At 72.8% G+C, this 12,743-nt stretch carries 12 protein-coding genes; 3 read left to right on the forward strand and 9 right to left on the reverse strand.

The features are described from left to right. Positions 1–77 precede the first annotated feature (77 nt). The 6 genes from tsaD to alr are packed head-to-tail and all read right to left on the reverse strand — an operon-like array spanning position 78 to position 5,114. The gene (gene tsaD, locus ABEG17_RS04600) at positions 78–1,127 is read right to left on the reverse strand and encodes a tRNA (adenosine(37)-N6)-threonylcarbamoyltransferase complex transferase subunit TsaD (protein ID WP_406832107.1); all 1,050 of its coding nucleotides are present in this window, start codon (positions 1,125–1,127) and stop codon (positions 78–80) included. Further along, the gene (gene rimI, locus ABEG17_RS04605; RefSeq protein WP_406832108.1) at positions 1,124–1,573 is read right to left on the reverse strand and encodes a ribosomal protein S18-alanine N-acetyltransferase; all 450 of its coding nucleotides are present in this window, start codon (positions 1,571–1,573) and stop codon (positions 1,124–1,126) included. Before rimI ends, tsaD begins: the two co-directional genes overlap by 4 nt. Next, complete coding sequence (tsaB, locus tag ABEG17_RS04610; protein WP_406832109.1) at positions 1,570–2,250, reverse strand: tRNA (adenosine(37)-N6)-threonylcarbamoyltransferase complex dimerization subunit type 1 TsaB; 681 nt, start codon at positions 2,248–2,250, stop codon at positions 1,570–1,572. Before tsaB ends, rimI begins: the two co-directional genes overlap by 4 nt. Further along, positions 2,250–2,768 (reverse strand): tRNA (adenosine(37)-N6)-threonylcarbamoyltransferase complex ATPase subunit type 1 TsaE, encoded by a 519-nt coding sequence (gene tsaE, locus ABEG17_RS04615; protein WP_406832110.1) that lies wholly within the window; start codon positions 2,766–2,768, stop codon positions 2,250–2,252. The genes tsaB and tsaE overlap by 1 nt, the downstream gene beginning before the upstream one ends. After that, complete coding sequence (locus ABEG17_RS04620; RefSeq protein WP_406832111.1) at positions 2,761–3,933, reverse strand: alpha/beta fold hydrolase; 1,173 nt, start codon at positions 3,931–3,933, stop codon at positions 2,761–2,763. Before ABEG17_RS04620 ends, tsaE begins: the two co-directional genes overlap by 8 nt. Then, positions 3,930–5,114 (reverse strand): alanine racemase, encoded by a 1,185-nt coding sequence (alr, locus tag ABEG17_RS04625; RefSeq protein WP_406832112.1) that lies wholly within the window; start codon positions 5,112–5,114, stop codon positions 3,930–3,932. Before alr ends, ABEG17_RS04620 begins: the two co-directional genes overlap by 4 nt. Positions 5,115–5,194: 80 nt before the next feature. On the opposite strand from alr, the gene ABEG17_RS04630 reads away from it, so the two are divergent. Continuing rightward, on the forward strand, positions 5,195–6,412 hold the full coding sequence (locus tag ABEG17_RS04630; protein WP_406832113.1) for an MFS transporter: 1,218 nt from the start codon (positions 5,195–5,197) through the stop codon (positions 6,410–6,412). A gap of 60 nt (positions 6,413–6,472) precedes the next feature. Here the strand turns inward: ABEG17_RS04630 and ABEG17_RS04635 are convergent, their stop codons facing one another. From ABEG17_RS04635 to glmS, 3 genes are read right to left on the reverse strand one after another with little or no spacing between them, the layout of a single operon-like run. Beyond that, the gene (locus tag ABEG17_RS04635) at positions 6,473–7,924 is read right to left on the reverse strand and encodes a bifunctional ADP-dependent NAD(P)H-hydrate dehydratase/NAD(P)H-hydrate epimerase (protein WP_406832114.1); all 1,452 of its coding nucleotides are present in this window, start codon (positions 7,922–7,924) and stop codon (positions 6,473–6,475) included. Position 7,925: 1 nt separating this feature from the next. Further along, complete coding sequence (locus ABEG17_RS04640) at positions 7,926–8,276, reverse strand: holo-ACP synthase (RefSeq protein ID WP_406832115.1); 351 nt, start codon at positions 8,274–8,276, stop codon at positions 7,926–7,928. A gap of 13 nt (positions 8,277–8,289) precedes the next feature. Then, a complete protein-coding gene (gene glmS, locus ABEG17_RS04645; RefSeq protein ID WP_406832116.1) occupies positions 8,290–10,149 on the reverse strand; it encodes a glutamine--fructose-6-phosphate transaminase (isomerizing) in 1,860 nt (619 codons plus the stop codon). Between the two features lie 100 nt (positions 10,150–10,249). On the opposite strand from glmS, the gene coaA reads away from it, so the two are divergent. Next, entirely contained in the window at positions 10,250–11,221 is a 972-nt protein-coding gene (gene coaA, locus ABEG17_RS04650; RefSeq protein ID WP_406833132.1) for a type I pantothenate kinase, read from the forward strand. A gap of 17 nt (positions 11,222–11,238) precedes the next feature. Continuing rightward, a complete protein-coding gene (locus ABEG17_RS04655; protein ID WP_406832117.1) occupies positions 11,239–12,684 on the forward strand; it encodes a class II fumarate hydratase in 1,446 nt (481 codons plus the stop codon). Positions 12,685–12,743: the final 59 nt, after the last annotated feature.

The raw sequence follows: 12,743 nt of genomic DNA on the forward strand, positions 1-12,743 counted from the left end.
GTCGAGAGTCGGGTCTGTGCTGTTCCGGAGGGATCCAGAACCACCCGGACCCGACTCTCGACGAAGGCGTGAGGAGGTCAGGCCTGGACGAGGGTGACCGGCATCGAGGAGTCGGCCGGCAGGTCGAGCTGCGAGGGCGCCCGACCCTTGAGCACCATCTGGGCGCCGAGCGCAGCGACCATCGCGCCGTTGTCGGTGCACAGTCCCGGCCGCGGCACGCGCAGCGCGATGCCAGCCGCGTCGCAACGCTCCTGGGCCATGGCACGCAGCCGTGAGTTCGCCGCGACGCCACCACCGATCTGGAGGTTCTGCACGCCGTGCTCGCGGCAGGCGAGGATCGCCTTGCGAGTCAGCACGTCGGTGACGGCCTCCTGGAACGAGGCCGCCACGTCGGCCACGGGAACCGGCTCGCCCGAGGCCTCGCGGGCCTGCACCCACCGGGACACCGCGGTCTTCAGCCCGGAGAACGAGAAGTCGAACCGGTAGCGCTCCATGTCGCGGCCCGTCGTGAGACCACGAGGGAAGTCGATGGCGACCCGATCCCCTTCTCGCGCAACGCGATCGATGTGGGGTCCACCGGGGAACGGCAGGCCGAGGACGCGCGCGACCTTGTCGAACGCCTCACCCGCCGCGTCGTCGATGGTCGACCCCAGCGACTGGATGTCGTGGGTGACGTCGGGCACGAGCAGGAGCGAGGAGTGCCCACCGGACACGAGCATCGCGAGGGTCGGTTCCGGCAGCGGCCCGTGCTCGACGATGTCGACGGCGACGTGCGACGCCAGGTGGTTGACGCCATACAGGGGCTTGCCGAGGGCGACGGCGAGCGACTTGGCGGCGGCCACACCGACCATGAGCGCGCCGGCGAGCCCGGGTCCGGAGGTGACCGCGACGGCGTCGACGTCGTCGAGCCGGATGCCGGCCTCGCGGGTGGCGCGCTCGATCGTCGGCACCATCGCCTCGAGGTGGGCACGGCTGGCCACCTCGGGCACGACCCCGCCGAACCTCGCGTGCTCGTCGACGCTGCTGGCCATCGCGTCGAACAACAGCGTCTCGCCGCGGACGACACCGACCCCGGTCTCGTCGCACGACGTCTCGAACCCGAGGACGAGCGGCTGGTCGGCGCTCATGCCGTGCCTCCTGTGAGATCGAGCCGCATGACGTGGGCGTCCACGTCACCGGGCTGGTAGTAGCGACGACGCACGGTCAACAGCTCGAATCCCCTTGTCTCATAGAGCCTTCGGGCCGGACCGTTGTCCTCCCGCACTTCGAGCATGAGGTATGCCGCGTGGTCGGCCGCCGCACGGGCGACCAGCTCGTCGAGCAACCGTCGTCCGAGGCCACGCCCCTGGGCCGCTGGCGCCACGGCCATCGTCATCACGTCGGCCACGTCGCCGCCGAGGTCGACCCCCGCGTACCCGGCCACCCGGCCGTCCTGCTCCTCCACGACGTAGGACCTCCGGGGGCGGGCAGCGAGCTCCGCCCACCATGTCTCCTGCGCCCACGCGTCGTCCGGGAAGAGGTCGGCCTCGAGGAGGCTGAGCTCGGGGAGGTCGGTCCAGCGCAGGTCCCTCACCTCGCGACCCGTTCGGCCGTGGTGAGGGCGTCGGGACGGCGCAGGTAGAGCGGCTCGACCGGCATCTGCTCACCGGCGTGGAGGCGGTGCTCGGCCAGGGCGGCCAGGGTCGCCGCCTGGACGTCCAGGACGCCGACGGCGTGCGGGAAGAGGTCCGGGAACAGCAGCGGGCCTCGACCGGCGGTCGGCAGGTGGCGCAGCTCGTCGGAGAGGTCGGCGGGGCGGTCCACGGCCGGGTCGGTGAGCCGGCGGGCGACCCGGAGCTCGGGCTGCGCCGGGTCGGTGGGCTCGACGGAGTAGCGCGCCCAGTAGACCTCCTTGCGGCGCGCGTCGGTGGCCACCAGGAGCTCGCCACTCCCGACCAGCCGTGCCGCGTCGGCGGCCAGCGCGTCGAGGCTGCAGACGCCGTGGACGGGGATGCCCCGGGCGTGCCCGAAGACCAGTCCCGTCACGATGCCCACACGCAGGCCGGTGAACGGTCCCGGGCCGTTGCCGACGACGACGTCGGTGACGTCGGCAGGGGTGCGTCCGGCGGTGTCCAGGACGCGTGAGACGAGCGGCGCGACGTGTTCGGAGTGGCCGCGGGCGTCGAGGACGCTGGCGCTGCCCGCGATGCCGTTGCCGCGCAGGGCGACGGTGATCGCGGAGGTCGAGGTGTCGATCGCGAGGAGCAGCATCAGTGGGCCTCCGCCCCAGTCGTGCGCGTGTCAGGTACGGCGCCCTCGAGCGGCTCGCCCAGGCTGGCGAGATCGATGGCGTCCCAACGCTTTCCGTGTGGTGCGACAACGGCCGTGCGTACGTCCTCACCCTCGAGGAACACTTCGAGCCGGTCGTCGGACAGGTCTTCGGCCAGGCCGTGGCCCCACTCGACGATCGTCACCGACTCCTCCAGCGAGGCGTCGAGGTCGAGGTCGTCGAGCTCGGCGAAGCCGCCGAGGCGGTAGGCGTCGACGTGCACCAGGGCCGGTCCCCCCACCAGCGACGGGTGGACCCGGGCGATGACGAACGTCGGCGAGGTGACCGGGCCGCGTACGCCAAGGCCCTCGCCGATCCCCTGCGTCAGGGTGGTCTTGCCGGCTCCCAAGCCCCCGGTCAGCACGACGAGGTCACCGGGCTGCAGGAGGGTGGCGAGGCGCGTTCCCCACGCCCGCGTCTCCTCCGCCGTCGTCAGGGCGGGGCTGGTGACGTCAGGCACGCTTGCCCCCACGACGCGCCTTGGCGACCCGGCGCCGCTTGGACAGGTCGGTGACGGTGCGACGCACCCGGGGCTTGTGACCGACGTCGACCTGCTGGGCCGAGGCGCGCATACCGCGCTCGACCAGCTCGAGGAACTGCTCGTTCACCAGCTCGGGGTGCTCCAGCATGATGATGTGGCCGGCATCCTCGACGACGACGTGCTCCGCGCCGGGCACCAGCCGCACGATGGCCTCGGAGTGGTCCGGTGGGGTGAGCAGGTCCTGCATGCCGTTGACCACCAGGGTCTCGATGCCGTGGAACCGCTCCAGGGCGGCCTGCTTGTCGTGCACGTTGATCGAGGGCAGGAAGTCGGCCATCACCGACAGGGGCGTGCCCATGATCATGTCGCCGGTGTAGCGGATCGTGTGCTGGGCCACGGGCGAGGCGAAGCTGTAGTGGTCGACGATGAGGTCCTCGACGTCGCGGCCGAGCCGGCGTGCGGTGTTGACGAGCTTCTGCTGCGTGCCGATCCGGGCCAGGAAGCGTGGGCCCAGGCGACCCAGCAGGCGCCCGACGAACTGGCCGAAGCCCAGCGTCATCATGTTGGTGCCACCGGCGCTGGTGGCCACGAACGCCGCCGCCACGACCCGTTGCTGCACCGTCTCGGGGAACTGCTCGGCCATCGACATCATGGTCATGCCACCCATCGAGTGACCGATGAGCACCAGGGGCCCCTCGGGCGCGACCTCCTCGATGACGCGGTGCAGGTCGCGGCCCAGCTGGTCGATGGTGCACGAGTCGCCCTCGGCGATCTCGGACCGGCCGTGGCTGCGTTGGTCCCACAGGACCACGCGGTATCCGGCTCGCTGCAACGCCTTTCGCTGCAGGACCCAGCTGCGCAGGCTCAAGGTGTAGCCGTGGCTCATGACGACGGTGGGACGCTCGGGGGCAGCCGCGTCTGCAGCGGGCTCGTCGACCTCGACGTGGAGGGGGACTCCGTCGTCCGCGACGACGGCGAGCTCCCGGTCGGCGAGGTGCGCGTAGACGCCGTCGGGAGCGAGCACCGACAGCCTGGCCGTCCGCTCCCTGGTGACGCGGCCCGCGGCGACACCGGCCGCCGTGGCCACACCGGCTGCGGCGAGGCCGACTCCCAGGCCGATGAGTCCGCGGTTGGGGGGCGTCACGCCTCCACCTCTCCCAGGTGGACCCGCGGCACCCTGGCGCCGACGCGGGTCACGATCTCGTAGTTGATGGTGTCGATGGCAGCCGCCCAGTCCTGGGCGGTCGGCTCCCCCGCCGCGCCCACCCCGAAGAGGACCACCTCGTCACCCGCGACCGCAGCGCTGTCGGGACCGAGGTCGAGCACGAACTGGTCCATGCAGACCCGCCCGGCGACGACGTGACGGCGCCCCGCGACCTGGACCGGCCCCACGCTCGTCGCATGGCGGGGCACGCCGTCGGAGTAGCCCATCGGCACCAGGCCCAGCCTGGTCTGCTCGGTCGTCGTGTAGACGTGGCCGTAGGAGACCCCCTGTCCCGCAGGCGACTCCTTGACGCTCGACAGGTGCGAGAGCAGCCGCATCGCCTCACGGAGCCCGAAGTCCTCGGGCGAGCCCAGGTCGGGCACCGGTGACAGGCCGTAGACCGCGACACCCGGCCGGACGAGGTCGTAGTGGGCCGAGGGGTTGGTCAGGGTCGCGGCCGAGTTGGCGAGGTGCCGCACGGACGGCCGTATGCCGCTGCGAGCCGCCTGCTCGACGATGCCCTCGAACCGCTCCTGCTGGGCCCGCACCGTCGGGTGCTGCGGCGCATCGGCATACGCGAAGTGGGAGAAGATCCCGACGACCTCGACGGCCCCCTCGGCCTGGAGGACTGCGGCGCGCTCGAGGATGGCCGCGAGGTCGGCGTCCCAGGCCCCGTTGCGGCCCAGGCCGGTGTCGACCTTGAGGTGGAGACGCGCGGTCAGGCCGGTGGCCCGCGCCGCCTCGACGGCCCGGTCCAGCGCCCAGCCGGTGGAGATGCCGAGCTGGACGTCCTGCTCCAGCGCCGGGGCGAAGTCCTGACCGGGCACGTGCAGCCACGACAGCAGCGGCGCCGTGACACCCGCCCGGCGCAGCTCGAGCGCCTCGGGCAGCTGGGCGACCCCGAGCCACGTCGCGCCGCCGCGCAGGGCGGCGCGGGCGCTCGGGACGAGGCCGTGCCCGTAGGCGTCGGCCTTGACCACGGCCATGAGCTCGGCGGTGGGCGCGTGCCTGCGCAGGGCTGCGACGTTGGCGCTGATGGCGCCGAGGTCGACCTGCGCGCACGCGGGAAACCCCGGCGGGGCCGGGGTGAGGGAGGTGCTGGACGCCGTGTCGGTGGTCATCACCCACCAGTCTTCCATGGCCATTCCCAACCTTCTCGCCCGGCGCTGCGACCCCGTCCCCGGTCCGCGATGCTGGACCCGTGAGCAGCCTGTCGGGGCCGGACGACGGACCCGAGCCCGTGGTCCGCCGTGCCCGCTGGGCCACCGCGGCGATGTTCGCGACCAATGGCGCCGTCTTCGCCAACGTCGTCCCCCGCTACCCCGACATCGTGGCCGCCCTCGACCTCGACAAGGCCGCGTTCGGCACCGCCGTCGCGGCGTACGGCCTCGGCGCGGTCCTTGCAGGGCTGGTGGCCGCGGCGCTGGTCAACCGGTTCGGCTCGGCCCGGGTGGCGGTGTGGGGCACGCTGGCCGTGGCGGCGAACCTCGTGCTGGTGGGCGCGGCACCGTCGTGGCTCCTGCTGGCCCTCGCGCTCGGCCTCGCCGGCGCCCTCGACTCGGTCACCGACATCGCCGAGAACGCGCAGGGGCTGCGGGTCGAGCGCCTCCACGGCCGTTCCATCCTCAACTCGATGCACGCCACGTGGAGCATCGGCGCCGTCGTCGGCGGCGCGATGGGCAGCGCCGCAGCCGGCCTCGACGTGCCCCTGGTGCCCCACCTCGCGGTGGCCGCTGCGACTGCCATCGCGGTCGCCCTCGTCGCCCGTCCGCGGCTGCTGCCCGGCCGGGACCCTGCTCCGGGGCCAGACCCTGCGGCAGCCACGGATCCGGCGGCACGGTCCGGCCGCGGGCGCCGGCAGCTGGGGCTCGTGGGCCTGCTGGCCGCGCTCGCCGTCGTCGGGTCGATGGCCCAGGGCATCGAGGACCTCACGTCCACGTGGAGCGCGCTCTACCTTCGCGAGGACCTCGGGGCCGCTGCCGTGGTGGGCGGCCTCGGGTTCGTGGCCCTGCAGAGCCTGCAGACGGTCGGTCGTCTCGTCGGCGACCGCGCAGTCACGGCTTGGGGCGACCGCGCGGTGGCCAGGGCCGGTGCGGCACTCGCCGCCGCGGCGATGGGCCTGGCCCTGCTCGTCGGCTCGCCCGGACTGACGGTCGCGGCGTTCGGCGTGGTCGGGCTCGGCATCGGCACGCTCATCCCCTCGTCGCTGCGGGCCGCCGACGGCATCGTGGGCCTTCCCCGCGGCCTGGGCCTGTCGATCATCGGCATGGGGTTCCGCGTGACGTTGCTCGCCTCCCCGCTCGCGATGGGGGTCCTGGCGCAGAGGCAAGGACTCGGCGCCGTCATCACCGTGGTCCCCGTCGCCGCCCTGGTCGTGCTCGTTCTGGCAGGCGCGCTGCCCGGCCGACCGCGGTCCTGACCTGCCCTCGAGCTCGCCGAGGTCTGGGACCTCGGCTCAGAGAGGCGATCGAACGTCGCCTCAGCGGGTGAGGAGCTGGGCGACCGTGGTGGGTATGGCGTGCGCCACCGCGAGCGCGCGGACGGGACCTCCCGGGTTGGCCCGGTCCGCGGCGACACCATGGACCAGCGCGCCCAGCGAGCCGGCGTCCAACGGCGACAGGCCGGCCGCCAGCAGCGCACCGCACATCCCGGCGAGGACGTCACCGGCGCCCGCCGTGGCGAGCCACGCGGGGGCGTCGTTCTGCGACCGGACGGTCCCCTCGGGCGGTACGACCAGGGTCGTCGCCCCCTTGAGCAGCACGGTGGCACCGGTGAGCCGGGCTGCGCGCCGCGCGTGCCTCAGCGGGGCCGCCTGCACCTCTTCACGGGTGACGGAGCCGCCCGGGTCGAGGCGGGTGAGCAGCCGGGCGAGCTCGCCGGCGTGCGGCGTCAGGAGGGTGGCGGCGTCGCGGGTCCCCGTGACGAGGTCGAGGCCACCGGCGTCCACGAGGACGGGCAGCTCGGACGCGAGTGCGGCGCGGGCGACGTCGAGCTGGGCCTTGCTGCCCCTGGCCCTGGAGGCCGTGTCGAGCCCCGGCCCGACGACCCAGGCCTGCACGCGACCGTCACCGATGACCGCCTCGGGGACCGCGGCCCGGACGAGGCCGGTCGGTGCGGGCGTGCCGACGTAGCGCAGCATGCCCAGCCCGGCACCGACGGCCGCGGTGCAGCACAGCACCGGGGCGCCGGTGTAGTCCTCACCACCAGCGACGACGCCGAGCACACCGCGGGAGTACTTGTCGTCGCTCGCCCCGGGGACTGGCCACAGCTGGGCCACGTCGGCGAAGTCGAGCCGTTCGACGTCGGGGTCGCCGTCGAGGTCGAGCCCGATGTCGACGATCGTGAGCCGCCCGACGGCGGACTCGGTGGCCGGCAGGACGTGCACCGGCTTGGCCACCCCGAACGTCACGGTCTCGTCGGCGAAGACGCCGCTGTCCTGGGCGACCTCCCCGGCCGGGTCCTGGCCCGACGGCAGGTCGACGCTGACGACATAGGCGTCGGCGGGGATGGCGTCGACCCAGGCCACGGCCTCGTCGGGCAGGCCGGGGCGCCCTCCGATGCCGAGGACACCGTCCAGCACCAGGTCTGCGGCGGACAGCGGCGCGGCCCAGTCGTCGCCGGGTCCGACCACCGCGACCCCCGCGGCCCCCCATGAAGCGATGTCACCGATGGCGAGCGGCCAAGGTCCTTGCAGCGCAACGCAGTCCGCGCCGTCGTCGGCGAGGTGGGCGGCGGCATACAAGGCGTCTGCGCCGTTGTTGCCCGGTCCGGCGAGGACGACCACGCGCGTGCCACCGTTCTCGTCGAGCCGCGCGCGACACACCTGCGCGAGGCCCCACGCGGCGCGCGCCATGAGCTCACCGTCGTCGAGCGTGGCCAGCAGCGCGGCCTCGGCCGCGCGGACCCTGTCGGTGGAGTATGCGCGCAGCACCTCAGCCCTCCGCGATGACGACGGCCGACGCGATGCCCGCGTCGTGGGACAGGGAGACGTGCCAGGCGTGCACGCCCAGGGCCTCCGCGCGGGCCTCGACGGTGCCGGTGATCTGCAGGTGTGGCCGGCCGTCCTCCCCGCGGCGGACGGTGGCGTCCTGCCAGTTGAGGCCGACGGGGGCGCCGAGCGCCTTGGCCAGCGCCTCCTTGGCGGCGAACCGCGCGGCGAGGGAGTTGAGCGGCAGTGACCGCTCCTCGTCGGTGAACAGGCGCTCGAGCAGACCGGGGGTGCGCTCCAGGCTCTGCCCGAAGCGCTCGACGTCCACGACGTCGATCCCGAGACCGATGATCACCTGCTGCCCGCGCTCACTCGACCGTGACGCTCTTCGCGAGGTTGCGGGGCTGGTCGACGTCGAGGCCCTTGGCGGTCGACAGGTGCAGGGCGAACACCTGCAGGGGGACGACGGTGAGCAGCGGCGCGAGCAGCGGCGACGTGGCGGGCACGCGGATCACCTCGTCGGCGAAGGGGACGACGTCCTCGTCACCGTCCTCGGCGACCACGATGGTGCGGGCGCCACGGGCGCGGATCTCCTGGATGTTGGAGACGACCTTCTTGTGCAGCTCGTGCGGCGTGCCGGGGCCGGGCACCACGATGAACACGGGCTGACCGGCGTCGATGAGCGCGATCGGTCCGTGCTTGAGCTCGCCGGCGGCGAAGCCCTCGGCGTGGATGTAGGCGAGCTCCTTGAGCTTGAGCGCGCCCTCCAGTGCCACGGGGTAGCCGACGTTGCGGCCGAGGAACAGCACCGAGCGGGTGTCGGCCATGAAGCGGGCGATCTCCTTGACGCGGTCCATCCGCCCCAGCAGCTCCTCGAGCTTCGCGGGGATCTCGTGCAGCTCCTTCATGACCGACTGGGCGTCGTCGGCGAAGGTGCCGCCGCGCAGCTGGGCGAGGTAGAGGCCGAGGACGTAGCAGGCGGTGATCTGGGCGAGGAACGCCTTGGTCGAGGCGACGGCGATCTCAGGACCGGCATGCGTGTAGAGGACCGCGTCCGACTCACGGGGGATGGTCGACCCGTGCGTGTTGCAGATGCTCAGGGTGATGGCGCCGAGCTCGCGGGCGTGCTTGACGGCCATGAGGGTGTCCATGGTCTCGCCGGACTGGCTGATGGAGACCACGAGGGTGCGCTCGCTGGCGATCGGGTCGCTGTAACGGAACTCGTGGGCCAGGGAGACCTCGACCGGAATGCGCGTCCAGTGCTCGATCGCGTACTTGGCGACCATGCCGGCGTATGCGGCGGTGCCGCACGCCACGATGATGATCCGGTCGACGTCGCGCAGCTGGTCCTCGGTGATCGACATGTCGTCGAGCACCAGGCGGCCGTCGATGTCGGTGCGGCCGAGCAGGGTGTCTCCGACCGCGTGCGGCTGGTCGTGGATCTCCTTCTCCATGAACGTCGCGTAGCCACCCTTCTCGGCGGCGGCGGCGTCCCAGGTCACCTCGTACGGCTTTCCCTCCGCGGGCGTGCCGTCGAAGTTGATGACCGTGCAGGAGTCGGGGGTGATCGTGACGATCTGGTCCTGACCGAGCTCGAGCGCGTGGCGGGTGTGGCCGATGAAGGCGGCGACGTCGGAGCCGAGGAAGTTCTCCCCGTCACCGAGGCCCACCACGAGGGGGCTGTTGCGACGGGCACCGACGACGACGCCGGGGCTGTCGGCGTGCACCGCGAGGAGGGTGAACGCACCCTCGAGCGTGTTGACGACGGCCTTCATGGCCTCGGTCAGGTCACCGGTCGCGGCATACGCACGGGCGACGAGCTGGGCGGCGACCTCCGTGTCGGTCTCGCTCTCGAACGTCACGCCGTCGGCCAGGAGGGCCTTCTTCAGGGAGTGGAAGTTCTCGATGATGCCGTTGTGGATGAGGGCCAGCTTGCGGTCCTCGCCACCGCGGTGGGGGTGCGCGTTCTGGTCGGTCGGGCCGCCGTGGGTGGCCCAGCGGGTGTGGCCGATCCCGGTCGTCGAGCCGGGCAGGTCGTCGGCCTCGAGGGCGTCCTTGAGGTTGACGAGCTTGCCGGCCCGCTTCTCCGAGAACACCCCGTCGCCGGTCACCAGCGCCACGCCGGCCGAGTCGTACCCCCGGTACTCGAGGCGGGCCAGGCCCTCCATGACGACGTCCAGCGCCACGCCGTCGGCGTTCGGACCGACGTATCCCACGATTCCACACATGGGGTGCAGCCTAACGGCCCGCCGGCCGCCCGCCGGCACCAGCGCGACCGGCCGCGCCGTGGACGGCGGGTGCGCCACGCCGGAGGGGCTGTGGGCAACAATGGCGCGCGTGACCCATCCCGCCGGAGGCCATGGCGCCCTCCCGTCGCCGTACGTCGAGCTCGACCGGGCCGCGTGGGCCCGGCTCCGGGAGAACCAGACGCTCGACCTGGACGCCGCTGACGTCGCCCGGCTGCAGGGCCTCGGCGAGCGCATCGACCTGGCCGAGGTCGAGGAGGTCTACCTGCCGTTGTCGCGCCTGCTCAACTTCTACGTCGGCGCCATGGCGGGACTGCACCGCATCACCAGCGACTTCCTCGGCGAGCGCCCCGCCAAGGCACCGTTCGTCATCGGCGTGGCCGGTTCGGTCGCGGTCGGGAAGTCCACGACCGCCCGCCTGCTCAAGGAGCTGCTCTCCCGGTGGCCCGGCACCCCCCGCGTCGAGCTGCTCACCACCGACGGGTTCCTGTTCCCCAACGCAGAGCTCGAACGTCGAGGCTTGTTGCAGCGCAAGGGATTCCCCGAGTCCTACGACCGACGCGCGCTGCTGCGGTTCGTCGCCGAGGTGAAGGCCGGCAAGGCAGAGGTGTCGGCGCCGGTCTACTCGCACCTGACGTACGACATCGTCCCCGGCGAACGTGTGGTGGTGCACCAGCCCGACGTCCTCATCGTCGAGGGCCTCAACGTCCTGCAGGCACCGCGCCTGCAGGCCGACGGCCGCACCGGCATGGCGGTGAGCGACTTCTTCGACTTCTCCGTCTACGTCGACGCCCACCTCGAGGACATCCGGCACTGGTACGTCGAGCGTTTCCTGCGCCTGCGCGAGACCGCCTTCGCGGACCCGGACTCCTACTTCCACCGGTACGCCGAGCTCACCGACGAGCAGGCCCGCGAGCGCGCCACCCAGATCTGGGCCGACATCAACGAGGTCAACCTGCGCGAGAACGTGCTCCCCACCCGAAGCCGCGCCACCCTCGTGCTGTCCAAGGGCAGGGACCACGACGTGCGCCGGATCCGCCTCCGCAAGCTGTAGAGCGCAGAATGACGGGTATGGAGCCCGCTTCCGACCCGACCCCGCCCACCACCGCCTCGCCCGCCACCGCTTCGCCCGCCACCCGCACCGAGCACGACTCGATGGGGGACGTCGAGGTGCCGGCGGACGCCCTGTGGGGGGCGCAGACCGCTCGCGCGGTCGAGAACTTCCCCATCTCGGGTCGGCCCGTCCCGCCCGGCGTGGTGCACGCCCTCGCCCTGCTCAAGGGCGCAGCCGCCACGGTCAACGCCGACCTCGGCGTGCTCGACCGGGACCTGGCGACCGCGATCGCCGAGGCGGCCGAGGCGGTGGCCGACGGTCGCCACGACGACCAGTTCCCCGTCGACGTCTTCCAGACCGGGTCGGGCACCTCGACCAACATGAACGTCAACGAGGTCCTGGCTCGCCTCGCGCACCTGGCGACCGGCGCCGCGGTCCACCCGAACGACCACGTCAACGCCGGCCAGTCGAGCAACGACACCTTCCCCAGCGCGCTGCGCATCGCCGCCACCCTCGCCGTCCACCAGGAGGTGGCTCCGGCCCTGGTCCACCTGGCCCGCGCGCTGCGGGCCAAGGAGGGCGAGTTCTCCGACGTGGTCAAGGCGGGGCGCACCCACCTGATGGATGCGGTCCCCGTGACGTTGGGACAGGAGTTCGGTGGGTACGCGCGCCAGCTCGAGCTCGGCGCCGAGCGCGTCCTCGTCGCGGCCCGGGCGACCGCCGAGCTGCCCCTGGGCGGCACCGCGGCCGGCACGGGGCTCAACGCGGCACCCGGCTTCGCCGCCGCCGTCATCGCCCGGGTCAGTGAGCGCACCGGCATCGAGTTCCGCGAGGCGGCCGACCACTTCGAGGCGCAGTCCGCCCAGGACGCCGTGGTCGAGCTCAGCGGAGCGCTCAAGGTCGTCGCCGTCAGCCTGACCAAGATCTGCAACGACCTGCGCTGGATGTCCTCGGGCCCCCGCAGCGGGCTCGGCGAGATCCACCTGCCCGACCTCCAGCCGGGCTCGAGCATCATGCCGGGCAAGGTCAACCCGGTCCTTCCCGAGGCGACCCTGATGGCCTGCGCCCGGGTCATCGGCAACGACACGACCATCACCCTCGCCGGGGCCTCCGGGGCGTTCGAGCTCAACGTCATGCTGCCGCTCATGGCGCAGACGATCCTCGAGTCCACGACGCTGCTCGCGACCACGACCCGGCTGCTCGCCGACCGGTGCGTCGACGGCATCGAGGCCGACCGGGAGCGCGCCCGCGAGCTCGCCGAGGGCTCACCCTCGATCGTGACGCCGCTGAACCGCTTCATCGGCTACGAGGCCGCCGCCGCGGTTGCCAAGCAGTCGATCAAGCAGCGGCGCCCCATCCGCGAGGTCGTCATCGAGCGCGGCCACGTCGAGCGCGGCGAGCTCACGGAGGCCCAGCTCGACGAGGCGCTCGACGTGCTGGCGATGACCCGCCCACCCCGCTAGCGCGCCCCATACCCCTGTCCTGCCGAACCACGCGAAACGCCGCCCCGGGTGGACCGGGG

Origin of the sequence: Pedococcus sp. KACC 23699 (genome assembly GCF_045348425.1) — a bacterium.
Lineage (GTDB): Bacteria > Actinomycetota > Actinomycetes > Actinomycetales > Dermatophilaceae > Pedococcus.

Bases quoted from the DNA above. Each gene is read 5' to 3' on its own strand.
- alr (WP_406832112.1), bottom strand. From the start codon at position 5,114: ATGACCACCGACACGGCGTCCAGCACCTCCCTCACCCCGGCCCCGCCG.
- ABEG17_RS04655 (WP_406832117.1), top strand. From the start codon at position 11,239: ATGGAGCCCGCTTCCGACCCGACCCCGCCCACCACCGCCTCGCCCGCC.
- coaA (WP_406833132.1), top strand. From the start codon at position 10,250: ATGGCGCGCGTGACCCATCCCGCCGGAGGCCATGGCGCCCTCCCGTCG.
- tsaB (WP_406832109.1), bottom strand. From the start codon at position 2,250: ATGCTGCTCCTCGCGATCGACACCTCGACCTCCGCGATCACCGTCGCC.
- glmS (WP_406832116.1), bottom strand. From the start codon at position 10,149: ATGTGTGGAATCGTGGGATACGTCGGTCCGAACGCCGACGGCGTGGCG.
- tsaD (WP_406832107.1), bottom strand. From the start codon at position 1,127: ATGAGCGCCGACCAGCCGCTCGTCCTCGGGTTCGAGACGTCGTGCGAC.